23 protein-coding genes, 2 tRNA genes and 1 rRNA gene are annotated in these 22,550 nt (G+C 47.9%); 16 read left to right on the forward strand and 10 right to left on the reverse strand.

Annotated features, from left to right (window positions below; translation table 11 throughout):
* Positions 1–207 precede the first annotated feature (207 nt).
* The 3 genes from SULKU_RS12600 to SULKU_RS12610 all read right to left on the reverse strand — a co-directional run bounded on the left by SULKU_RS12600 (position 208) and on the right by SULKU_RS12610 (position 2,004).
* Positions 208–283: transfer RNA gene (locus tag SULKU_RS12600), tRNA-Ala, on the reverse strand.
* A 16-nt stretch (positions 284–299) separates the two neighbouring features.
* A tRNA-Ile gene (locus tag SULKU_RS12605) sits at positions 300–376 on the reverse strand.
* Positions 377–492: 116 nt separating this feature from the next.
* Positions 493–2,004, reverse strand: a 16S ribosomal RNA gene (locus tag SULKU_RS12610).
* 455 nt (positions 2,005–2,459) lie between these two features.
* Here SULKU_RS12610 and SULKU_RS12615 point away from each other — a divergent pair.
* Positions 2,460–3,167 (forward strand): Bax inhibitor-1/YccA family protein, encoded by a 708-nt coding sequence (locus SULKU_RS12615; protein ID WP_013461355.1) that lies wholly within the window; start codon positions 2,460–2,462, stop codon positions 3,165–3,167.
* Positions 3,160–3,573, forward strand: a complete 414-nt coding sequence (locus tag SULKU_RS12620; RefSeq protein ID WP_013461356.1) for a hypothetical protein — start codon at positions 3,160–3,162, stop codon at positions 3,571–3,573. Before SULKU_RS12615 ends, SULKU_RS12620 begins: the two co-directional genes overlap by 8 nt.
* Before the next feature lie 34 nt (positions 3,574–3,607).
* Here the strand turns inward: SULKU_RS12620 and SULKU_RS12625 are convergent, their stop codons facing one another.
* Positions 3,608–3,982, reverse strand: coding sequence for a hypothetical protein (locus tag SULKU_RS12625; protein ID WP_013461357.1), 375 nt, complete (start codon positions 3,980–3,982; stop codon positions 3,608–3,610).
* Between the two features lie 100 nt (positions 3,983–4,082).
* Here SULKU_RS12625 and SULKU_RS12630 point away from each other — a divergent pair, with 100 nt between their 5' ends.
* Positions 4,083–5,336 (forward strand): leucine-rich repeat-containing protein kinase family protein, encoded by a 1,254-nt coding sequence (locus SULKU_RS12630; RefSeq protein ID WP_013461358.1) that lies wholly within the window; start codon positions 4,083–4,085, stop codon positions 5,334–5,336.
* On the opposite strand, the gene SULKU_RS12635 is transcribed toward SULKU_RS12630, so the two are convergent.
* From SULKU_RS12635 to SULKU_RS12650, 4 genes are read right to left on the reverse strand one after another with little or no spacing between them, the layout of a single operon-like run.
* The gene (locus tag SULKU_RS12635; protein ID WP_013461359.1) at positions 5,317–6,012 is read right to left on the reverse strand and encodes a methyltransferase domain-containing protein; all 696 of its coding nucleotides are present in this window, start codon (positions 6,010–6,012) and stop codon (positions 5,317–5,319) included. The genes SULKU_RS12630 and SULKU_RS12635 overlap by 20 nt on opposite strands.
* Positions 6,009–6,806 (reverse strand): metal ABC transporter permease, encoded by a 798-nt coding sequence (locus SULKU_RS12640; RefSeq protein ID WP_013461360.1) that lies wholly within the window; start codon positions 6,804–6,806, stop codon positions 6,009–6,011. Before SULKU_RS12640 ends, SULKU_RS12635 begins: the two co-directional genes overlap by 4 nt.
* Before the next feature lie 12 nt (positions 6,807–6,818).
* Positions 6,819–7,580, reverse strand: a complete 762-nt coding sequence (locus SULKU_RS12645) for a metal ABC transporter ATP-binding protein (protein ID WP_245535150.1) — start codon at positions 7,578–7,580, stop codon at positions 6,819–6,821.
* Positions 7,571–8,527, reverse strand: a complete 957-nt coding sequence (locus tag SULKU_RS12650) for a metal ABC transporter solute-binding protein, Zn/Mn family (RefSeq protein WP_013461362.1) — start codon at positions 8,525–8,527, stop codon at positions 7,571–7,573. The genes SULKU_RS12645 and SULKU_RS12650 overlap by 10 nt, the downstream gene beginning before the upstream one ends.
* Positions 8,528–8,614: 87 nt before the next feature.
* On the opposite strand from SULKU_RS12650, the gene SULKU_RS12655 reads away from it, so the two are divergent.
* The 5 genes from SULKU_RS12655 (at position 8,615) to SULKU_RS12675 (ending at position 11,145) form a co-directional block, all read left to right on the forward strand.
* Complete coding sequence (locus SULKU_RS12655; protein ID WP_013461363.1) at positions 8,615–8,986, forward strand: Fur family transcriptional regulator; 372 nt, start codon at positions 8,615–8,617, stop codon at positions 8,984–8,986.
* 228 nt (positions 8,987–9,214) lie between these two features.
* On the forward strand, positions 9,215–9,532 hold the full coding sequence (gene secG, locus SULKU_RS12660; protein WP_013461364.1) for a preprotein translocase subunit SecG: 318 nt from the start codon (positions 9,215–9,217) through the stop codon (positions 9,530–9,532).
* A gap of 18 nt (positions 9,533–9,550) precedes the next feature.
* Positions 9,551–10,108: a ribosome recycling factor gene (frr, locus tag SULKU_RS12665; protein WP_013461365.1), complete on the forward strand. Its 558-nt coding sequence runs from the start codon at positions 9,551–9,553 to the stop codon at positions 10,106–10,108.
* A 2-nt stretch (positions 10,109–10,110) separates the two neighbouring features.
* A complete protein-coding gene (gene pyrE, locus SULKU_RS12670) occupies positions 10,111–10,719 on the forward strand; it encodes an orotate phosphoribosyltransferase (protein WP_013461366.1) in 609 nt (202 codons plus the stop codon).
* Between the two features lie 30 nt (positions 10,720–10,749).
* Complete coding sequence (locus tag SULKU_RS12675) at positions 10,750–11,145, forward strand: hypothetical protein (RefSeq protein ID WP_013461367.1); 396 nt, start codon at positions 10,750–10,752, stop codon at positions 11,143–11,145.
* Here the strand turns inward: SULKU_RS12675 and SULKU_RS12680 are convergent.
* A complete protein-coding gene (locus tag SULKU_RS12680; RefSeq protein WP_013461368.1) occupies positions 11,140–12,750 on the reverse strand; it encodes a cation:proton antiporter domain-containing protein in 1,611 nt (536 codons plus the stop codon). The genes SULKU_RS12675 and SULKU_RS12680 overlap by 6 nt on opposite strands.
* Positions 12,751–12,893: 143 nt before the next feature.
* Here SULKU_RS12680 and SULKU_RS12685 point away from each other — a divergent pair, with 143 nt between their 5' ends.
* The 8 genes from SULKU_RS12685 to SULKU_RS12720 are packed head-to-tail and all read left to right on the forward strand — an operon-like array spanning position 12,894 to position 21,307.
* The gene (locus SULKU_RS12685; RefSeq protein ID WP_013461369.1) at positions 12,894–14,528 is read left to right on the forward strand and encodes a CTP synthase; all 1,635 of its coding nucleotides are present in this window, start codon (positions 12,894–12,896) and stop codon (positions 14,526–14,528) included.
* A complete protein-coding gene (recJ, locus tag SULKU_RS12690) occupies positions 14,506–16,107 on the forward strand; it encodes a single-stranded-DNA-specific exonuclease RecJ (RefSeq protein ID WP_013461370.1) in 1,602 nt (533 codons plus the stop codon). The genes SULKU_RS12685 and recJ overlap by 23 nt, the downstream gene beginning before the upstream one ends.
* On the forward strand, positions 16,107–16,571 hold the full coding sequence (locus SULKU_RS12695) for a hypothetical protein (RefSeq protein WP_013461371.1): 465 nt from the start codon (positions 16,107–16,109) through the stop codon (positions 16,569–16,571). Before recJ ends, SULKU_RS12695 begins: the two co-directional genes overlap by 1 nt.
* Positions 16,572–16,577: 6 nt before the next feature.
* Positions 16,578–17,621, forward strand: a complete 1,044-nt coding sequence (locus tag SULKU_RS12700) for a tetratricopeptide repeat protein (protein ID WP_013461372.1) — start codon at positions 16,578–16,580, stop codon at positions 17,619–17,621.
* Positions 17,596–18,030 carry a ribonuclease HI gene (gene rnhA, locus SULKU_RS12705; protein ID WP_013461373.1) on the forward strand — a complete coding sequence of 145 codons (435 nt, stop codon included), beginning with the start codon at positions 17,596–17,598 and terminating at the stop codon, positions 18,028–18,030. Before SULKU_RS12700 ends, rnhA begins: the two co-directional genes overlap by 26 nt.
* Positions 18,030–18,710: a ribonuclease III gene (rnc, locus tag SULKU_RS12710; protein ID WP_013461374.1), complete on the forward strand. Its 681-nt coding sequence runs from the start codon at positions 18,030–18,032 to the stop codon at positions 18,708–18,710. The genes rnhA and rnc overlap by 1 nt, the downstream gene beginning before the upstream one ends.
* Positions 18,707–19,780 carry a chorismate synthase gene (gene aroC, locus SULKU_RS12715; protein ID WP_013461375.1) on the forward strand — a complete coding sequence of 358 codons (1,074 nt, stop codon included), beginning with the start codon at positions 18,707–18,709 and terminating at the stop codon, positions 19,778–19,780. The genes rnc and aroC overlap by 4 nt, the downstream gene beginning before the upstream one ends.
* Before the next feature lie 60 nt (positions 19,781–19,840).
* Positions 19,841–21,307, forward strand: a complete 1,467-nt coding sequence (locus tag SULKU_RS12720; protein WP_013461376.1) for a PhoH family protein — start codon at positions 19,841–19,843, stop codon at positions 21,305–21,307.
* Positions 21,308–21,565: 258 nt separating this feature from the next.
* On the opposite strand, the gene SULKU_RS12725 is transcribed toward SULKU_RS12720, so the two are convergent.
* On the reverse strand, positions 21,566–22,540 hold the full coding sequence (locus tag SULKU_RS12725) for an iron-sulfur cluster assembly scaffold protein NifU (RefSeq protein WP_013461377.1): 975 nt from the start codon (positions 22,538–22,540) through the stop codon (positions 21,566–21,568).
* Positions 22,541–22,550 lie beyond the last annotated feature (10 nt).

The following is a 22,550-nucleotide window of genomic DNA, read 5'->3' on the forward strand; positions in this document are numbered from 1 at the left end:
CCTTATTAAGAATAAAGCGGTGAAATGTGTTTGTAGTTACGTTGTATAGTTATTCACTATACTGTAAATGTATTCGTCATAGATTTCTCTATGTCAAACATATTTAGTTGACGACTTAACAATAATAATTCAAATAACGTTAGACTTTAAAAGTCTAATTCAAATACAACAAACTTGTACTTGAATCAGACTTTTTATTCTGATCTCTGGTGGAGAATAGCGGGATCGAACCGCTGACCTCCTGCGTGCAAAGCAGGCGCTCTCCCAGCTGAGCTAATTCCCCAGATAAGTGATACATATGGTGGGTTTGAATGGACTCGAACCATCGACCTCACCCTTATCAGGGGTGTGCTCTAACCAGCTGAGCTACAAACCCAATTGTTAAATCAAATAACATGGATCACTGAAAACTAAGTAGGTTAACGGTCAAGACAATACTCTGTGAGATTTTAAGATGACGCAGTCAAATGAATGACTCGTCGTTACTCTTAGAAAGGAGGTGATCCAACCGCAGGTTCTCCTACGGTTACCTTGTTACGACTTCACCCCAGTCGCTAATTCCACCGTAAGCGGTAGCCAGTTTGGCATCCCGATTTCGGGTGAAATCAACTCCCATGGTGTGACGGGCGGTGAGTACAAGACCCGGGAACGTATTCACCGTAGCATAGCTGATCTACGATTACTAGTGATTCCAGCTTCATGTTCTCGAGTTGCAGAGAACAATCCGAACTGAGAGACGCTTTAAGAGATTGGCTCCACCTCGCGGTATTGCAGCTCTTTGTACGCCCCATTGTAGCACGTGTGTAGCCCTGGCCGTAAGGGCCATGATGACTTGACGTCGTCCTCACCTTCCTCCTCCTTGCGAAGGCAGTCTCCTTAGAGTGCTCAGCCGAACTGTTAGCAACTAAGGACGAGGGTTGCGCTCGTTGCGGGACTTAACCCAACATCTCACGACACGAGCTGACGACGGCCGTGCAGCACCTGTGTGTAGGTTCTAGCAAGCTAGCACCCCCTAATCTCTTAAGGGTTCCTACCATGTCAAGGCCAGGTAAGGTTCTTCGTGTATCTTCGAATTAAACCACATGCTCCACCACTTGTGCGGGTCCCCGTCTATTCCTTTGAGTTTTAATCTTGCGACCGTACTCCCCAGGCGGAATGCTTAATCTGTTAAGTGCATCACCGAAGAGACGAGCTCCCCGACGACTAGCATTCATCGTTTAGGGCGTGGACTACCAGGGTATCTAATCCTGTTTGCTCCCCACGCTTTCGTGCCTCAGCGTCAGTATCATCCCAGCAGATCGCCTTCGCTTTTGATATTCCTAGTGATATCTACGGATTTTACCCCTACACCACTAATTCCATCTGCCCCTTCTGAACTCTAGACTCCCAGTTTCAAGCGCAGTTCAATGGTTAAGCCATTGGATTTCACGCCTGACTTAAAAGTCAGCCTACGCACCCTTTACGCCCAGTGATTCCGAGTAACGCTTGCACCCTCCGTATTACCGCGGCTGCTGGCACGGAGTTAGCCGGTGCTTATTCAAGAGGTACCGTCATTATCTTCCCTCTTAAAAGGAGTTTACACACCGAAATGCGTCATCCTCCACGCGGCGTTGCTGCATCAGAGTTTCCTCCATTGTGCAATATTCCTCACTGCTGCCTCCCGTAGGAGTCTGGACCGTGTCTCAGTTCCAGTGTGTCTGATCATCCTCTCAAACCAGATACCCGTCATAGCCTTGGTGAGCCATTACCTCACCAACTAGCTGATAGGACATAGACTGATCCCTTAGCGAAAAAACTTTCCCGACTTGCCTTAGGACAAGAAGGAGTATCTGGTATTAATCACCGTTTCCAGTGGCTATCCCAAACTAAGGGGTACATTATCTATGGTATACTCACCCGTGCGCCACTAATCATGAAGAGCAAGCTCTCCAATCATCGTTCGACTTGCATGTGTTAGGCACGCCGCCAGCGTTCACTCTGAGCCAGGATCAAACTCTCCATAATTGGTGTTCAATCCTATGACCCAAGATGTTAAAATCATTGGCTTCATAAATTGTTATCTATTTTACTTTTTGGTGATTGGTTAACCCAACCAAAGTAAATAGACGGTTGTTGTATTGTGTTGACATTAAAGGTCAACGTCTTCGAGATTGTCTCGAAACCGCTAAACCTACTTAGTTTTCAATGATCGCAAACTCAAACTCTAAACCTTAACTCAAGGCCTATCAGCGTTTGTGGACGGGAATTATAGGGGAAAATAGAATAGATGTCAAGAGGTTTTCGAAAGAAAATCGAAAATATGGCAAAAAAATTTCATTTTTTATTTTGAGCCTTACATTATGTAACGAATATACTCATTTTGCTCCTCTAAAACTCTTTTTTTACTCCGACGAACAAATAAACGATTAATGAAACTCATGTATAATCCTTTTTGTAAAATCCCTATTAAGGAAAAAGCTATGGCTTTATATGATCGAGAATACGCACGTCAAGGTGCTTTTGGTTACGAGAGCGCAAATCGAGATGAAGCGCAGATCGTATCGTTTGTCAAGGAAACCTATAAATTGTTTGCTGCTTCAATGCTGGCAGGCGGTGTAGGTGCTTATGTCGGAATGCCGTTCGCGGGTATCGTTGCGGCAAATTACTGGTGGATCGCTATCCCATGGATGTTATTCGGTATGTTCGGTCTTCAAATGATCAAAAACAAACCGGGTGTCAACATGATCGGATTGTTTACCTTTACTTTTGCGAGCGGTGTTATCATCACTCCGCTTCTCAGCCATATCCTCGGAATGGCCGGAGGAGCGACAATCGTCGGTAATGCGTTTTTTATGACGGCGGCCTTGTTCGGAGGTCTTAGTTTCTTTGCCATTAAAAGCGCAAAGGATTTCACAACATGGACCAAACCGATCATGATTGCTTTCTTTATTATATTAGCGGTATCGTTGATCAACGTCTTTTTCTTGAAAAGCCCGATGATCTACGTTGCGATTCAGGCAATTTTCTTGCTTGTTATCAGCATCATGGTATTGATCGACACTCAAAACGTTATCCGCGGTGCGTATGAAACGCCGATGGACGGTGCAGTTGCGCTCTATCTTGATTTCTTTAACCTATTCGTTACGTTGCTCCAACTCTTCGGAATCTTCGGAAGCAGTGATGAGTAACCCTCTTCCCCCGGAGCTTCTCCGGGTGGTCGATGCCAATCTCAACCGCCTCAAAGAGGGTATCCGTGTGATTGAGGATATAGCGCGCTATGTTCACAATGACAAGGAACTCTCCACTTCTCTTAAAAATCTCCGCCACCAATGCCGTATCGAACCCCTCGAAGAGCTCCTCGCTTCGCGTGACAGTGTTAATGACGTACTTCGCCCTACGATGAAAAGCGAAATGAACCGTACCGATCTGCGTTCTATATTAATAGCAAACTATAAACGGGGACAAGAATCTTCACGTGTTTTGGAAGAGCTCTATAAGATAGTGGAACCTGCTTTGAGCGAACGGTTTAAAAACATCCGCTATGAACTCTATACATTAGAGAAGAAAAACCTATTATCTGATTTGAATGCCTAAGAGATAAAAGCTTGCCTCTTGAGAGGCAGAACTTTTAGTGGCGGCACTCGCCGTCGTGGCAATGCATTTGCTTCTCGACATACTCATCAGAAATATGAAGATTGGTGCAGGAATCAAGAAGCCCGTAAAGCTCCATCTCCGCTCCGCTGACATGACGGACAATATTTCCCTCTCCGTCAATAAAGACAAACGTCTCGTACTTATGCTCATTCTTTTTAATATGGTGAGAAAAAATAACATATTCAGCTTTTACGAGTTCGGGAAAGTGGCTGCACGAAGCGATGTATTTTTCACATTCCCTGTTAATCTTTTTGATTTCCAGAAATTCGGATTGAATTGCGTCCCGAAGAACCGGCATGAGATTAGGGATGACATCTTTTAGGTTATCGTATTTTTCGATCCCCTTCATAATACACTCCTCATTGGTATTCTATATAATAGGGATAGTATATCGCTTTAGTTCAAATAACGGTAAAATTCCGACACTAACTGATTTGGAAAAGGGCTTTATGCACACATTGGCACAATTGCGCTCCGGTGAACTCAAAGGGGCAACACGGCTAACTCTCCGTGAGAACCTCACCTCTTTCCCCGAAGAGATATTCGATCTGGCCGATACTTTAGAGATTCTGGATCTGAGCAACAACCGCCTCTCTTCGCTTCCAAATGATATAAACAGACTGAAAAAACTGAAAATAGCCTTCTTCTCCAATAACCGCTTTACCTCCCTCCCCTCGTTCAAAGGGTGCGAACACCTTTATATGGTAGGATTTAAAAGCAATCAGATCGAAACCTTTGACGAAGAAGTTCTTCCTGAGTCTATCAGCTGGCTCATTCTGACCGACAACCGCCTCGTAAACCTTCCCCGCTCTATCGGAAACTTGTGCAAACTGCAAAAATGTGCACTGGCAGGGAACCAACTCGAATCACTCCCCGACGAGATGGCCTCATGCCGGAACTTAGAGCTTCTCCGCCTCTCGGCGAATAACCTCCATGAGATCCCCTCATGGCTATGGAATCTGCCGAAACTCTCATGGCTCGCCTTTTCGGGGAATCCGTGCAGTCCGAAGGCTCAGTTTGAACTTCAAGAGATTGCCTACGAATCGTTAGAGGTGAAAGAAAAATTGGGTTCGGGGGCTTCGGGGGATATTTACAAAGCCTACTCAAACGCGGATGAACAGTCCGTTGCCCTGAAACTCTTCAAAGGTGCCATCACGAGCGACGGCTATGCCCACGATGAGATGAACGCCACCATGAGTACCGGGGAGCATCCGAACCTCATCAAAGTCCTCTCGAAAGTAGCGGGGGATGAGCGTCTGGGGCTGGTACTCGAATACATCCCCGATGTATACCGCAATCTCGGACTTCCCCCCGATTTTGAGACCTGCACCCGCGATACGTTCACCGAAGAGACCTCATTTTCTATCGAAACCGTCTACGCCGTCGCAAAAGCTATTGCCTCTGCAGCGGCACACCTGCACGCACGAGGGCTGATGCACGGCGATCTCTACGCCCACAACATCCTCATCAACGACGATGACCACTGCTATCTTGGGGATTTCGGCGCGGCGAGCTTTTACGAACCGTGCGAAAAAGCATTTGAGAAAATCGAAGTGCGGGCATTCGGATGCCTTATCGAAGATATGCTCTCGCTCTGCCCTGCCAAAGAGGGAGCTATCTATACTATGTTAGAAGAGCTAAGAGAGAAATGTATGAATGAAGCAGTAGAAGAGAGACCGCTATTTAGTGAGATGGGGTTGTAATAAACACAACCTCAAATTCGAGATAGTTCAGCGGATACGTTTCCATCAGTTTTTTCGTCTGCGTAAAATCAAGAACTCTGCGTCCTCCGCTCACCCCGCTGCGCTTGATATAGCGAAACATCTCTCTGACCGAATCAAATTCTAACGTCGTGTGGAGCACTTCGAACCGTGCGTCCAGATATTTCTCGGCAATAGCCATCACCTCGTCGCTCGAACGCAATAGAGGGGTGACCCCCGCAGATTCGTGAAGGGTTTTAAAAGTTCCTGCGGTGAAGATTGCCAATGACATCGGGGTGTTGAGTGAAGCGAGAGAACATATAACGCTATCTAAATCATCCGCCCACTGCAATGCCGAGGCGGAATAGATCCGATCATACTGTTCCTCTTTCAATCTCTCAAACAATAGCGGATCGTTAAAGTCACCCAACACTAATTCGACATTCGATGACGAAGGGTGATGTTCCAGCATTGACGCGGAGAAATCAACGCCGACAAACCGCTCAATCTCCCAATCGATCAGAGAATAGAGAGTGCCGTTCCCGCATCCCAAATCCACAATAGACTTTGGTTTATCTGAGGTAGAGGCGATCAGCTTTTCGGCAACATGGCGCTGGATAACATTGCGGCTGCCGTATTCGGCGGCGTAGCGTGAGAATTCATGGCAGGCGCTGCTCATCGGCGATTAACCGCCAATGCCACAATAAACAATCCCAAAAGTACAAGGACGATCGCCGCGCCGCTGGGGAGTGCAAAGAAATACGAGGCGATTAGTCCGATAACCACCGAGATAAGAGCGATTACAACCGAGAGAAGCGCGGTAGGATAAAACCCCATCCCGAATCGGATCGCCGCAACGGGAGGGATCACCATCAGCGCACCGATCAAAAGCGTCCCGACCACCCGAATAGAGAGGGCAATAATAATCGCAATCACGCTGACAAGCATGAAGTTGAGCATCGTGACGCGGATACCTCCCGCCCGGGCGACATCCTCATCAAAAGCGATAAAGTAAAGCTCTTTGAAAAAAGCCAAAAGGAGCGCCATCGCCAAAGAGCCGAATATCCCCATCACCCACAAATCTTCAACACTGACCGAGAGGATCGAACCGAAAAGATAGCTAAAGAGCGAAGCGTTAAACGATCCCGCCAGTGAGACGATGACAATGGCAAGGGCGAGTGAACCCGAGAGAAAAATAGCAAGTACCGAATCCGAATACATCCCGTGGACGCTCCGCAGATACTCGATAAGCCATGAGGCGACGAGTGACGCAGCAACAGCCATCCATAGCGGGCTGAGACCGAACAATAGCCCAACCGATACCCCGACGAGTGAGACATGTGCCAATGTTTCGCTCAGCAGTGAATAGCGCCGAAGGACGATAAACGATCCCCCCAGCGAGGCGAGAACCGCGATCATAAGCCCGGCGATAAAAGCCCGCTGCATAAAGGGGTAATCAAGCATTTCTAACATCTCTTACCTCCTTCAATGATTATGGCACACGACGTGCGCCGGTGTGCCGTAGAGTCGGCTCATCTCGTCGCATCGGACGACTTCCGCCGGGTTCTGGGAAACCAATAGCGTTTGGTTGACAAACAATACGCGGGTAATATCCTCGGCAATCACCCCGATATCGTGGGTGATAAAGAGGATGGAAAGCTTTTTGGTACGGTTGAGGGTACGCAGAAGCTCATAAAAACGGTGCTGCGATTCGACATCAATCCCCGTGTTGGGTTCATCAACAATCAAGACATCGGGATTGGAGGCTAATGCACGGGCGATCATCACCCGCTGACGCTGTCCCCCTGAGAGGTTTCCGATGAGGCGGTCGGATAAATCGGCTACCCCCATCAGCTCCATCGCTTCAACGATAGCCGATTTATCTTCGGAAGATTCAAATCCAAAAATACCCCGTCTGGCGTAGCGCCCCATTCCGACCACTTCACGAACGGTTGCCGGAAACGAACCGTCAACAAGGGCAGAACGTTGGGGAACGTACCCGATACGGTTCCAATCGCGAAACCGCTTTTGGGATGTTCCGAAAAGTTTTATCTCGCCTGAAGTCGGTTTTTCCAGCCCCAGCAAAAGACGGATAAGAGTCGTTTTTCCTCCGCCGTTAGGTCCGATAATAGCGCAATATTCCCCCGGCAAGATTTGAAACGTCGCCCCCTTGAGGACAAGATTTCCGTGCCGCTCAAAGTTAAGGTTGTTTACGTCAAAAAGGCTGGGGGAGAATTTCAACGGCACTCCATCGCTTCACGCAATTTTTTCAGATTCTCACGCATGATCGTGAGATAGGTTTGATGGGATTTTAACTCATCTTGGCTAATATTTTCCAGCGGCTGCAATGCTACCGCTTTGGCTCCCGTCTCTTTGGCAATCGTTTGGGAGACGTTGTCGTTTATAAATTCCTCGAAAAAGATCGTTTTCACGCCGTGCTTATTGATCGTTGCAATAATATCGGCGATATTTTTGGCGCTCGGCTGTTCATCCGAAGAGAGTCCGATGACCGATACGTTTTCGAGCTTGTTTGCCGAAGCAAGATAGCCGAACGCGTCATGGTTGGAGACGAGAGTGCGGTTTTTACACTCGGTTAGACCTGATGCGTATTCGGCTTTCAGTCGTTGAAGCTCTCCGATATAGGTGGCGGCGTTACCGTGAAACACCTCCGCTTCGGCGGGGAGAAGTTTAGAAAACTCCGCATCAAAAATTTGGGTCATTTTGATCATATTGTCGATATCGAGCCAGTAATGGGGGTCAAACGCACCTTCATGATGATGTTCTCCGTCCGTCTCTTCGCCATGATGGTCGGCTTCGCCTTTCAACAAAACAACATGCCCGCTCATATCGATCACCTGGGTCGTTTTAGGGAGGGTATTTTTAAGATTTTCCGCCCAGCTTTCAAATCCCGCACCGTTGTAGACGAACAGTGAAGATTTAGAAATATCGGCAACTTGGGAAGGGTTCGGCGTGAACATGTGGGCATCCGTACCCAGCGGAATGATCGGGTGTACTTCTACCGAATCTCCCGCAACCGTCTTGGCAATTTCATACAATGCAAACGTACTGACGGAAATAATCGGCTTCGTTTGAGACGATACCTCTTTACTTTGAGGCTTTGGCGAAAAGAAACTGACCCCGATCACGATTACGGCGATAATACCGCCAAAAATTATCAGTCGTTTGGTATCCATACTTCAGTTTCCTTATAATAAAATTCGGATACCATTCTAATGCAACTCAGTTGCAATAAACCTTAAATTTTAAGAAGTCTTATCAAAATGACACTCGATGAAAAAATCAGCGCCAACGGATTTCGACTCACCGCTCCGCGCAAAAAAATCCTCACAATCCTCTCCGATCAAAAACAGCCGATCAGTTTCGAGGAGTACAGCGCCCTGGATCCGATGATCGACAAAAGTACCTTTTATAGAACCATGCAAGCCTTTGAATCAGCCCAAATCATTAGCGGGATCGAATCAGATGCCGGAAAACGGTATTTTGAACTCTCCGATACTATCCATCCCCATTTTATATGCCAAAACTGTCATGCTATCACCTGCCTGCATCCCCAGCCGATCATTTCCCCCAGCGGATATACCATCGATTCAGTCATCTACAAAGGGCAATGCCCTCTATGCTCCGCTTCGTAAATTCAGCGTCTCTTTTACTGCGTATAATAAACCCAATAAGCAAAAGAGGTTATGGCAATACCGACAGCCAACCCGAGTTTTTTCTTCAATGTACATTTTGAACACACAACGTTGTCTCCTATCTAAAAGAAGCATCTTAATCACTCTCTCATTAAACTAAAGCTTCATCGGCCTCTTATAAACACTATGCTATAATCGCGAACTTTTTTACTAATATCAAGGATTAACATGACAGGTATACTGCTCATCGTGCAGATCGTTTTGGTCGTTATGATCACCATCGCGGTACTGCTCCAAAAAAGCTCAAGCATCGGTTTAGGAGCTTACAGCGGCTCTAACGAATCGGTCTTCGGAGCTAAAGGACCGGGAAGCTTTTTAGCTAAAGTAACCTTTTTTCTAGGGTTTGTATTTATCGTTAATACGGTTGCTTTGGGCTATTTCTATGCTCAGCAGAAAAATGAATCCGTTGTAGATGCAATGGTTGAAAAAACTGATGTTGCCGCTCCGACGATTAATATCGTCAACGATGCCAACACTACAAAATAATTGCCGGAGAAAAAACCTATGTTAGACGAAGTGTATCAATTTTGCGAAGAAAAAATGCAAGGAAGCTGTGATCATATGATCCACAACTTCCGAACTCTCCGTACCGGTAGAGTAACGACCAAAATTTTGGACAACGTCCGTGTAGAAAACTACGGGTCAATGGTGCCGCTTGATCAGGCAGCCAGCGTATTGGCAACCGATGCGACGACCATCACCATCTCTCCGTGGGATAAATCGATGCTTTCCGTCATCGAAAAAGCGATCCAAAAAGCCGATATCGGGGTCAATCCGAACAACAACGGAACCGACATCAAACTCTTCTTCCCTCCGATGACGGTAGAACAGCGCCAAGAGACGGCGAAAAAAGCCAAAGGGATGGCGGAAGATGCCAAAGTCGGCGTCCGTAACGACCGCAAAAAAGCAAATGACAAAATCAAAGTGCTCGAAAAAGACAAACTGATCACTGCGGATGAATCTAAAGGGGCTCAGGACAAAGTCCAAAAGATCACCGATAAATACATCTCTAAAATCGAAGACCTGCTCAAAGCTAAAGAGCAAGACATCTTGACGGTATAATCATGGATATCAAAGCTATTTACATGAACGCCAATGCCATGCTTGAGGGGCATTTCAAACTCAGCTCAGGCAATCATTCGCAGTATTATCTCCAATCGGCGAAAGTACTCGAAGACCCTAAAACGGCAAAGCTTCTTGCCGATGCATTGAGCGATAAAATCAAAGCAAACGGCATTGTCATCGATACCGTATGTGCACCCGCTTTGGGCGGTTTGATCGCAGGATTCGCCCTCGCGACCGCACTGGACAAACGTTCTATCTTTGCGGAGCGTGTCAACGGTGAGATGCAGATCCGCCGCGGATTCGAGATCACTCCGGGCGAAAAAGTCCTCATCTGTGAAGACATCATCACCACAGGCGGCTCGGCGATGGAAGCGGCCAAAGCGATCGAAGCGCTCGGCGGCGTCGTCGTCGGATTTGCCGCTCTTGCCAACCGCGGTTTTTGCAAACGCGACGGAAGTGCGCTGGAGCGTAAAGCCAACTGTGCATTGCCATCCGACAAACCGCTTTTTGCCCTCGCCGATTTCGATTTTGAAATGTACGCACCGGATAACTGTCCGTTGTGTGCCGATGGAAGCGAAGCAATTAAGCCGGGGTCACGAGGAAACTAGTTTTAATACGCCATCGGAGCAAAGCCCCGATTGGCTACGCTAACGCTGAGTTTCGCTCGGCGCGAAGCCCACGCACGCCTGCGTGCTTATCAATCCAATCAAAGCTGTAAAATGAACAATCCAGAAAACTTTAAAGTCGATATGGCGCATCTGCAAAAGGTGCAGCGGACGATTCGCAAAGCGGGGAATATCTTCCCAAATGAAACCGAACTGGTCAATACGCTCGAAGATTTAATCATCAAAGCACAGGACGATACGGCACTCAATACCTATTACTCTATGGCACAATATCTCAAGCAGCGTGTTCGCGAACTCAAAACGAATCTCCCGAAACCGGTGGAAGAGATTGATATTGCGCTTGAAGATCTCAGCTGGTCTATCCGCTATCTTCAGTGGCTGGTTTCCGAACAGCCAAAAGAGTCATAACTCACACGTAACGGCTTCGCTCACCAGACGTGAAGCTACCTCTTTCTTCCCGTCAATCGTTATCGAGATGGGGAGTCCTCTTAACGCCCGTTTCTCTTCCAGACTCACTACTTTTACTACCAACTTCACTTCAGGCGCATAGCGGATAATCGCTTCGCAGATCAGTCTTTTCTTCTCAAGATTGTCCAAGGTAATGATGACGCTGACTGAATCCTTGGTACACAGCTTATCCAAAATAGCCGTTTTGGACATATCTCCGAAATAGACCTCTTGTCCATCCCGCAGCGCCTCTTGAACATGTTTATAGCTGTTATCGGCTACAACGTAATCGACTCCCGAAGCACGGAGCTCTTTAGCGACGAATTTCCCGACGACGCCGTACCCGCAGACAATAATGTGGTGATTCCGCCCCGGGAGCATCGCAAACGTCTCCGTAACGCTGACGTCTTTGAAAAAATAGCCGCTGATACGTGATAGATTCGCCAGAATAAAAGGGGTTGCGATGATAGAAAGGACGACAACCAGAACCAAAATCTGAGAGAGCTCGGAAGGGATGAGTTCCTGATTCCCCGCTAAAGCAAAAATTGCAAATGAGAATTCCCCGACCTGAGAGAGGGCTATCGCCGTTTTAAAGGCGACTTTGGATTGTGATTTCATCCGCACAACACCAAAAATGACGATCGCTTTAACTGCCAATACCGCGAACAAGATTGCAATAACATCGTCCATATGTTGCACAAACAATCCCAAGTCAATCTTCATCCCGACCGTAACGAAAAAGGTCCCCAGCAGCAAATCTTTAAACGGAGCAATATCCGATTCGACTTTATGGTGGTAGCGGGTTTCGGCTATGATCATCCCCGCGACAAACGCCCCCAGCGAATAGGTAAATCCGGCATAGGATGCAAGCAGCGACGAGGCGACGACGATGACCAAGACCGATCCCATGAAGAGCTCATCGACTTCACTGGTGGAAGAAAAATGAAGAAGCCATGTCATCACACGTTTGCCGACTATAAACAGTGATCCGACAATCACGACCGCACTAATCGCCGTTTGGATCAAAACATCGCCGATATCTTTACCGTCAGAACTCAAAAAACCGATCAAAATCAAAATCGGGATGACGGCAAGATCTTGAAAAATTAAAATCCCGGTCGCTTTTTGACCGTAAGGACGGGCAATCTCTTTCGTCGATTTAAGATAGCTCAATACCACGGCGGTCGAAGAGAGCGAAAGTGCCATAGAGATGATGATTGCCGTCGCCAACGAAACAGAGAGGATTCCGTACGCAATTGCAAAAAAGATGACGGCGGAGAGGATAACCTGAAACGATCCGTTAAAAAACACATCGGTTTTCATCGTGGAAAGACGCTGCAATGAAACCTCAAGCCCGATCGTAAACATCAAAAAGACGACGCCGAACTCGGCAATTATCTCCAAGGTATGCGAATCCGCCATATGCCGCAGATCAAATCCATACGCAACCGTCACCCCGGTTAAAATGTAACCGATAATCTGGGAAATGCCGAATCGTTTTAAAATAAGATTCACGACGATAGAAAATCCCAATGCTATCGTGACGTAATAAAGAGCCGATTCCATAAATTTCCATTTTTCAAACGTTTTTATAAGTGTTAAAAGTATATAATACGTTCCTTAAGAAGAGCGGCAATAGTCGACGTTTTGGATCATCACGACCCATTTAACCCCATCGTAAAATACGCAAACAGCTAAGGAATGATTCAATGACCAAATATATTTTTGTCACCGGCGGAGTTCTGAGTTCACTTGGAAAAGGGATTACGGCAGCCAGTATCGGCGCACTCCTCAAACACTCCGGCAAACAGGTCGGCATGCTCAAAATCGATCCGTACATCAACGTCGATCCAGGAACCATGAGTCCGTTGGAGCACGGTGAAGTATTTGTTACCAAAGACGGGGCAGAGACCGATTTGGATATCGGAAACTACGAGCGCTTTCTCGATGCCTCTTTTTTACGTACCAGCAACTTCACAACGGGTCAGGTCTACAGCTCGGTCATCGAACGCGAACGCAGCGGCGGATACTTGGGTCAAACGATCCAAGTCGTCCCCCACATCGTCGGTGAAATCGTCGATCGGATCAAAAAAGCGGGCGAGGGGCATGAAATTCTCGTTGTCGAGCTCGGCGGTACCGTCGGTGATATCGAAGGGTTGCCGTATATGGAAGCGATCCGAATGATGAAACATGACGACGAGGTTGAGGGGACGTTTTTTATCCACGTCACCCTGATCCCGTTTATCAAAGCGGCAGGCGAGCACAAAAGCAAACCAACCCAGCACTCGGTTCAGGAGCTTCGCCGTATCGGTATTACCCCGCAAATGATTATCGCCCGCAGCGAAGAGCGCCTGCCGAAAACGTTTAAGAAAAAACTGGCCCTTGCGTGTGATGTCAGCAACGACAGTATCATCGAAGCGATGGACGAACAGACCATCTATGCCGTTCCGCTCAGCTTCCTGCAACAAAACATCCTCGCTCCGATCAGCAAAGAGCTGGAGCTAGGCGAACTCAAACCCGATATGGAACAATGGGACTCTTTGGTCAAAAAAATCGTCTCTCCGAAATACCACGTTACCATCGGCTTCGTCGGAAAATATCTGGAGCTCAAAGAGTCGTATAAATCACTTATCGAAGCGCTGATCCACTCGGGTGCCCATCTCGATACCCGCGTTGCGATCCACTGGGTTGACAGTGAAAAAATCGAAACCCAAGGGGCGGAAGCGCTTCTTCGCGACTGCGATTCGGTTCTCGTAGCCGGCGGATTCGGAAATCGCGGGGTTGAGGGGAAAATCGAAGCGATTCGATATGCCCGCGAAAACAATATGCCGTATTTGGGAATCTGTCTGGGAATGCAGCTCTCGATCGTCGAGTATGCCCGTAACGTTTTAGGCTACGAAGATGCCAACTCGATCGAGTTTAACCCGACAACGACCCATCCGATGATCTACCTCATCGATAACTTTATCGACCAATCGGGCGAAACGCAGCTGAGAACCCACCACTCGCCGATGGGCGGAACACTCCGTTTGGGCGAATATCCGTGCGAAACCAAAGCGGGATCAAAACTTCGCGCCGCGTATAACAACGAACCGCTCATTTACGAGCGCCACCGTCACCGCTACGAAGCCAATCCGACCTACCGTGAAGCACTTGAAAATGCGGGAATGATCGTAACGGGCGAATCTCACGGACTTATCGAAGCCGTCGAAATTCCAAAGCATCCGTGGTTTTTAGGGGTACAGTTCCATCCGGAGTTCACCTCTCGCCTCCAAAGCCCGAATGCCTCTATCCTAGGGTTCGTAAAAGCGACATTCGATCATGCCAACCCGAATCCTGCCTGAGGTTCCCCTTCTCGATCACACAGCACTCGGGAGTTTTTTAGCGAGCCGATTTGAATCGCAAAGTGAAAAACTCTCCGATATTCCCCATCCTTCCAATCTAAAAGATGCGCAAAAGGGGGCCGATCGGCTCGCTCGCGCCATCCGCAACCATGAACGTATCGCTCTCGTCGGTGATTATGATGTTGACGGCGTCACCTCTACCGCTATCGTCAAGCGTTTTTTCGACCTCATCTCTTATCCCCTTATCACGACGATACCGAACCGATTCAGCGACGGATACGGCGTCTCTAAAAACGTTTTGGAACGGCTCGATGCCGATGTGATCTTTACCGTTGACAACGGGATCAATGCCATCGAAGCCGCAGAAGTATGCAAAACACGGGGGATCGATCTGATCATCACCGACCACCACACTCCCGGAGACACTCTCCCCAATGCCTATGCAATCATCAATCCGAAACAAAGCGACTGCCCCTATCCGTTTAAAGAGATATGCGGTGCACAGGTGGGATGGCTTTTTATGGGGCTTCTCAAACAAGAACTGAATCTCTCCATCGACATGCGTCAGTTTTTTCCGTTCTTGGCCCTTGCGATCATCGCTGACGTTATGCCCCTTGTGGGAATTAACCGCGCTATCGTCAAAACGGGGCTTGATATGATGCAAACCTCGTCTCTCTCACCGTTTGTCATGATCCGTGATTTCCTCAACCGATCCGCCGTCTCTTCGGAGGATATCGCTTTTCAGATCGCTCCGCGCATCAATTCGGCTGGACGGCTCGAAGATGCATCCATCGCCCTTGAGTTTCTCATGGCCGATACGACAGAAAAAGCCTATCACCAGTTTGAACTCCTCACCGCGCTCAATACGCTGCGTAAAGAGACCGAAGCTCAGACAACTGCCGAAGCCATGCTGCACGTCAACCCGAAAGAACAGATCATCGTCGTTGCGGGGGAGCATTGGAACGAAGGAGTCGTAGGAATCGTCGCTTCACGGCTGGTAAACCATTTTCAAAAACCGGCCATCGTCCTCAGCGTCCATAACGGCATTGCCAAAGGAAGCGGGCGAAGCATCGGAAATGTCGATCTCTACTCCCTGATCAAATCGCAAGAGAAACATCTGCAAAAATTCGGCGGTCACAAAATGGCGGCGGGGCTGTCTATGAGCAGTGATGCGATCGAAGCGTTTCGTCTGGGAATCAACGAAGCCGCAAAACAGATCAATCCGGCCGACTTCATCCCCCATAGCGATATCATCGGCGAACTCGAACACGAAATGATCAATTTTCAGCTGTTGGAGCTTCTGGAGCGATTTGAACCTTACGGTGAGGGGAATCCCCGTCCGAGATTTTTAATCCGGGAGGCCGACGTCGTAACGGTCAAACTCTTCGGAAGCGACCAGTCCCACAGCCGTTTGGAGCTGCGCCCTTCCCGGCTCAGTCCGAAAACACTGGAGCTGATCGCGTTTCGGCGGACACTGGAGTGTCCCGAAAATAAAAAAATGTCGTGCAGCTATACCGTCAATAAGAACGAGTGGAACGGGCGGGTCTCGATTCAGCTTATGGTAGAGAGGGTATTTTAATGTTCCGGTTATCCTCTTTAGTGCTTTTTGCCCTCTTGATAAACGGCTGCGATACGCCGAATAGATCTTTGCCCTACGCCCTGAGCATTACCGAAGAGGGGCTTGGTTCTTTGCACCCCGATACCCCGTTTAGCCAGGTAAACACCTCCCTGAGCGGCTTTGAATTCGAAAAATTGAGCCAAATCACCCCGGGCCAAAACGAAATGATTTTCCTGATGAAACGGGGGGAGAAAATACTCGCCCAAATTGTTTCCGATCCCTCCGGCAAAAAAATTGCCGAAATTCAGATCACCTCCGAACTGATCAAAAACAGATACAATCAGGGACTTGGGGATCCGCTTCCCACCGGTAAAACACTGCACTGCAAAGGTGACATCTGCCAAAATGAGAATGAGCCTTCCGTACATTATCGAATCGATCAAAAAACACGAATCATTAAAGAAATAACCTTTTCACGGCTATAATACGACATGGACACATTTTTTATTGAATTTCGCGACCCTCTTTTCGGTATCGTCGTCTTTTTTATCCTCCTTTTTATCCTCTCCTTTTTGAGCTATTGGTGGGGGCGCTATAAAGCGGCTAAAGAGCATACCGATCTTAAATCTTTTCTAGGAAAATTCGAGTCTCTCGGCGAAGGGGACAAACTGGCCGAGCAGGTGCAAACCAACTCTCTAACGAGCGAATCGTGGCTTCTGCTGGCACAAAGTTTTGAACATCAGGGGAATTACGAGAAAAGCGTCGAGATCTATCATGCGCTCCTCTCCAAAAACCGTGATCCCATTTTCCAAAAAGACGCCCTTTTACTACTGGGAAAAAGCTTTTTCAAGGCAGGGTTTTTAGAGCGTGCGCGTCAAACGTTTATGCAGATTCTTCACAATTCTCCCCGTACACCGCAGGCATTGCATTATCTGATTCTCATTTATGAGCAGCTACAGCAATACGACAAAGCCCTGGAGGTAATGGAATCGCTGCAGGAGCTCTCTCCCGGAACCTCGAATGAGAAACTCTATATTGAATGCCGGATTCTGCTCAATGACCACCGAATCGACATCGATGAAAAAGCCCAAAAACTGCTCGAACTCTACAGCACGCACCGCCAACTGGGGTACATGATTTTTGAGTGGCTCTTTACCTACCGCCCGGCATTGGCATGGCGGCACTACGACCAATCGCTGAGCCAGCGGCTGAGTGATGTTTTATGGCGGCTCAGAGATGAAAATCTCGATTTGGATATAATTGCAAGCAATACTTTCTTGCGCGAACTGTTCACGGCAAAAGGATCAGTCGATCTTTGCTTGGGAAGCTCGGTTTTCGAACTCGACGTCCTAATCGCCCTTCGCCGCTGCGGCGTTGCCAAAGCGGCATTGCAGTTTGAATATTCGTGTGACGAATGTAATACGATATCATTTTTGCCGTTTCACCGCTGTCCGCACTGTCATGCGATTGATTCTCTGCAAAGCATTATGAATCTCTCAAAGGAACGATTTGAAGAAAATAACTCTCTTCAGTGACGGATCGGCACTCGGGAATCCGGGGCCGGGAGGCTATGGGGCCATCTTGCGCTACGGAGACAAAGAGCGCATCATCCGAGGCGGAGAAGCCCATACGACCAATAACCGCATGGAGCTGCTCGGAGTGATAGAGGGATTGCGGGCGCTTAAAGAGCCGTGCGACGTCACTATCATCTCCGATTCGAGCTATGTCATCAAAGGGATCAACGAGTGGCTGGAAGGGTGGATCAAACGCAACTTCGCCAAAGTCAAAAACCCCGACCTCTGGCAGGAGTATATCCGGGTTTCTGCTCCCCACCGCATTGAGGGTGTCTGGGTTCGCGGCCATAACGGCCATATCGAAAACGAACAATGCGACGTAATCGCCAAAGAAGAGGCGGAAAAATTCAAAAAAGGATTGAACAACTAATGGACAATTTACAAGCCCTGCAAGAACGCTTAGGGTACACATTTCAAAACAAAGAGCTCCTTATTGAAGCGCTGACGCATAAAAGCTACAAACAGCCCTACAATAATGAGCGGCTGGAGTTTTTGGGAGACGCGGTACTCGATTTGATCGTCGGAGAATATCTTTACAAAAAATTCCGCGGCTATGATGAGGGGAAACTCTCCAAAATGCGTGCATCTCTCGTCAACGAGGGGGGATTTACCTCACTGGCCAATCATCTTAACCTCGGAGAGCATATTTTTCTCTCCAATGCCGAAGAAAACAACAGCGGCCGGACCAAAAGCTCTTTGTTATCAAATGCTTTTGAGGCCGTCATGGGGGCGATGTACCTTGAAACCGGATTGGGAAAAGTGCAGGAGATCACCGTTTCTCTTCTCGAACACGTCCATCCCGATATTTCACTCGATTCGCTCTTTAAAGACTACAAAACCTCTTTACAAGAGCTGACGCAGGCACACTACGGAACGACTCCCGAATATCAGCTTATCGCCGCACACGGGCCGGATCATAAAAAAGAGTTTGAAGTTGCTGTCATTATCGATGGCAAACGCTACGCCTCCGCTCAGGGGAAAAGCAAAAAACAAGCTCAGCAGGAAGCGGCACAGATCGCTCTTGAAATGCTGTCCAAGGAGCTCAAATGAATCGGTTCGGAGAACGTTTTACGATCACCACCTTCGGTGAATCGCACGGCAAAGCGATCGGCTGTGTTCTCGACGGTGTCCCGGCAGGGCTTTTGATTGACGAAGATTACATCCAAAGTGAGTTGGATCGCCGCAAACCGGGTCAAAACGAATTTGCCACCGCCCGTAAAGAGGCAGATTGTGTCGAAATTCTCAGCGGCGTATTCGAAGGGCTCAGCACGGGTACACCGATTATGATGGTGATCTATAACACCGATCAAAAAAGCGGAGACTACTCAAACGTCAAAGATATTTTCCGCCCCGGTCATGCCGACTTTACCTATTTTCACAAATACGGTCTGCGCGATTACCGAGGCGGCGGACGCTCTAGCGCACGTGAAACCGCCGCTCGCGTTGCAGGCGGTGCGGTGGCAAAACTGATGCTTTCACAACTCGGCATTACATTTCAAAGCGGTATCAGCGCTATACACGGTATCGAAGCACAGTCTCTCGATTTTACCTACCCCCAAAATAGCCCGATCTATGCGCTCGATGCAAGCGTAGAAGAGGCACAAAAAGCGGCCATTCTAGAGGCTAAAAATTCCCATGACTCCGTCGGCGGCGTGTGCACGGTCAAAATCAGCGGCCTTCCGATCGGTCTGGGTGAAGGGCTTTATTACAAACTCGATGCCGTACTGGCAGAGGCAATGATGGGGATCAATGCCGTCAAAGCGGTTGAAATAGGAGAAGGTATCCGAAGCGGCGAGCTTCTGGCATCGCAAAACAACGATGCTATCACCCCAAAGGGTTTTAAAACTAATCATGCGGGAGGAATTTTGGGTGGAATGAGCAACGGTGATGACGTTCTCGTCCGTGTCCATTTTAAGCCGACCCCGTCGATCTTTATCGATCAGGAAAGCGTTAATACCGAGAATGAGAGTGTTAATGTCTCTTTAAAAGGGCGGCATGATCCGTGTGTCGCCGTACGCGGTTCGGTCGTCGCCGAATCGATGGCGGCACTGGTATGTGCCGATATGGTTTTGCTCAATATGGGTTCTACCATGAACGGAATCAAAGGGTATTACCTCTAATTTCAATATATTTAAGCTTTGTTTCACTACCATAAAGGATTCCTATAAAAAGGGTTCTTTGTGACGAGTCCAACTCAAAACTGCTACCTTCTCGATACCTCTGTTATCTTAGATGATCCAACCAACATTTTACGAATCAGTGACGAAAACCAAAACGGCATCGTTATCACTAATATCGTTTTGGCCGAACTTAACAGTAAAAAAGACGATATGCGTTCCGAAGCCGGTTTTCAGGCTAGAGAATTTTTCCGTCTCGCCGATGCGGCATGGGGAGAGCCGATCAGTTTTATTGAGCTTCCCGAATGCGTCCGCAGCCATGTCGATGTCGAAGAGTGTAAAAACGACAGATACTACCGTTTATCGCTCAATTTTGACCGATCATTGCATGGAGGGGAGGCAAACCTTATTGACCTCTTTATCGTCCACCGTGAACAATACCGCGTAGCCCATAATTTTTCCGAGCCCAAAGGGATCAACGACGCCAAAATCGGTGAAATTGCCGATGATTATGACCTTATCCTTCTCTCTAACGACATGTCGTTTCGGATTGCAGCCGAGATTCGCGGTATCCGTACCCAAAGTATCCGAAACAGCAGCGTCGAGGCTCCCGAACAAATCGATTTTACCTATACTTATGAGTATGAAGATGTCCCCGCTCTCCCGACCGATGCAGAACACCACAATTTTGATCAAATCACGTTTATCCAAAAAGCGCAAAGTACCACGTCAGAGATGTACGAAACGGGAATTCAACGTCACGCTTTTGCATTCAACAACCAGATAGAATGGTGCGATTTCGATCGACGTTTCGGGGAATATTTCAATGAAGAGCTTGTCCGTCCGCTCAACTTGGAACAAAAGTTCTATTATGCGATGATGACCCATCCGCAAAACTACGTCACCGTCGTTTCCGGCTCTACCGGATCGGGGAAAACGCTCGTTGCCCTGCAAGCGGGATTGGAGTTGGTTGAAGAGGGGATCGTCGAGGGGATCGTCTATGCCCGTAACACCGTCACCTCTAACGATCAGGCGGCGGAACTTGGATTTCGTAAAGGGGATGAGGAACAAAAACTCGGATACTTTATGTACCCTCTTTATGCAGCGGTCAATTTCACCATTGAGCACCAAAGCAAGCGTTCGATCGACGCACGTGTCGAATATACCGGCAACACCAATTCGGTCAAACGGGAAAATGCGACCGAAGTGTTTATGAAAAAATACAACATTGAAGTGATGGATATTGCCCACTTGCGCGGTACGACGATTTCGCGCAAATTCGTCATTATCGACGAGGCTCAAAATATGACTAATGCCACGTTAAAGCTTATCGGAACCCGTATGGGGGATGAAACACGTCTCGTCGTGATGGGGGACCCCGGACAAATCGACCATCCGTTTCTCTCCAAACGCCGCAATGCCCTTGTCAGTTTGCTCAACAAAGCGCAGCATAACAATTTTATCGCAGGGATTCAGTTGCGCCATACGATCCGTAGTACGGTTGCCGACTGGTTTGATAAAAACTTTTAATTCTTTTCTTGTCGCCAAGAAAAGAAACAAAAGAAGCGCATCTCTCCGGCAAATCGCTCACGCGACTCTTGGCACTTCTGCCATCGCGCGTGGCTTTTAAGGATGCCGGAGAGATGAATATCTAATTGATAATGCCCCCGAAATTTACCTAGAGCCCAACCGCTGGCAGCAGTGCCAAAGCGGTTGAAAGCGTTCTATTGAGGGGGCGATTTTCTTTTGGTACTTTTCTTATGAAAAAGAAAAGTACAGAGAGAAATATTAGATTGGAAGAACGCGGATTTTCTGAGAGAGTTTTTCTTTGAGTGTCGCTTCGATCGCATACAATGTTCCTGTACTTGAACTCGCACACCCGTTACAAGCACCCAAATAGCGGATATACACATCGATATAATCCGGCGAATCTTTAATATCGATAACTTCCATATTTCCGCCGTCCATGATCAAGAACTGACGAATCGACTCATCGATAACACTGTCAATCGCTTTGATTTTTTGCACCAGCGTCATCGCTTCGAAATCACCGTGCGATCCTGCATCGGCTGCCGCACGCATTTTCTCCTGATCCATTTCGGCACGTACATCAGCCAAAATATCGACAAGATAGTATTCACGTGCTTCATGACCGCCCGGTTTGATACACGATTTACAGAACCCGCCCGCTTTGGTATAGTCGGTTACCTGCTCGATGGTTTTAAGGTCATTCAGTTTAATCACTTCGCGAAGCGTCCCCAAACTGACGCGGGCACATTCGCACACAATGATCTCATCTTCAAAACTTGACTCATCAACACCGAGATAAAGCCCGGCCGCTTTTTTGATAACGTCATACGCCATAACCGAACAGTGCATCTTCTGCGGCGGAACGGCCGGAGTTTCGGGATCGTCGCGAAGTGCTTTTTCGACATCGATATTGGTGATTTTTACGGCATCTTGTACCGTTTTACCGATACAAAGCTCCGCCATCATATCCGAGCTGGCAATCGCCGTACCGCATCCGAAACTTTTAAACTTTGATTTGACGATCGTATCCGTTTTTGGATCAACCGCCCAATACAGACGCACCGCATCACCGCAGCTCTCCGCTCCGAAATCGGCGACGATCAGCTTATAACCATCCGCATCGCACTCTTCTTGGGTAATCTCCCCTTGATTATGCGGGTTGTTCATCAATGTCGTTACTTTATTTGAGTACTGATCCCAAAGAGATCCGCCCAATAGATCATTTTTAGCCATAATTTATTCC

The organism is Sulfuricurvum kujiense DSM 16994 (assembly GCF_000183725.1).
Taxonomy (GTDB): Bacteria; Campylobacterota; Campylobacteria; order Campylobacterales; family Sulfurimonadaceae; genus Sulfuricurvum; species Sulfuricurvum kujiense.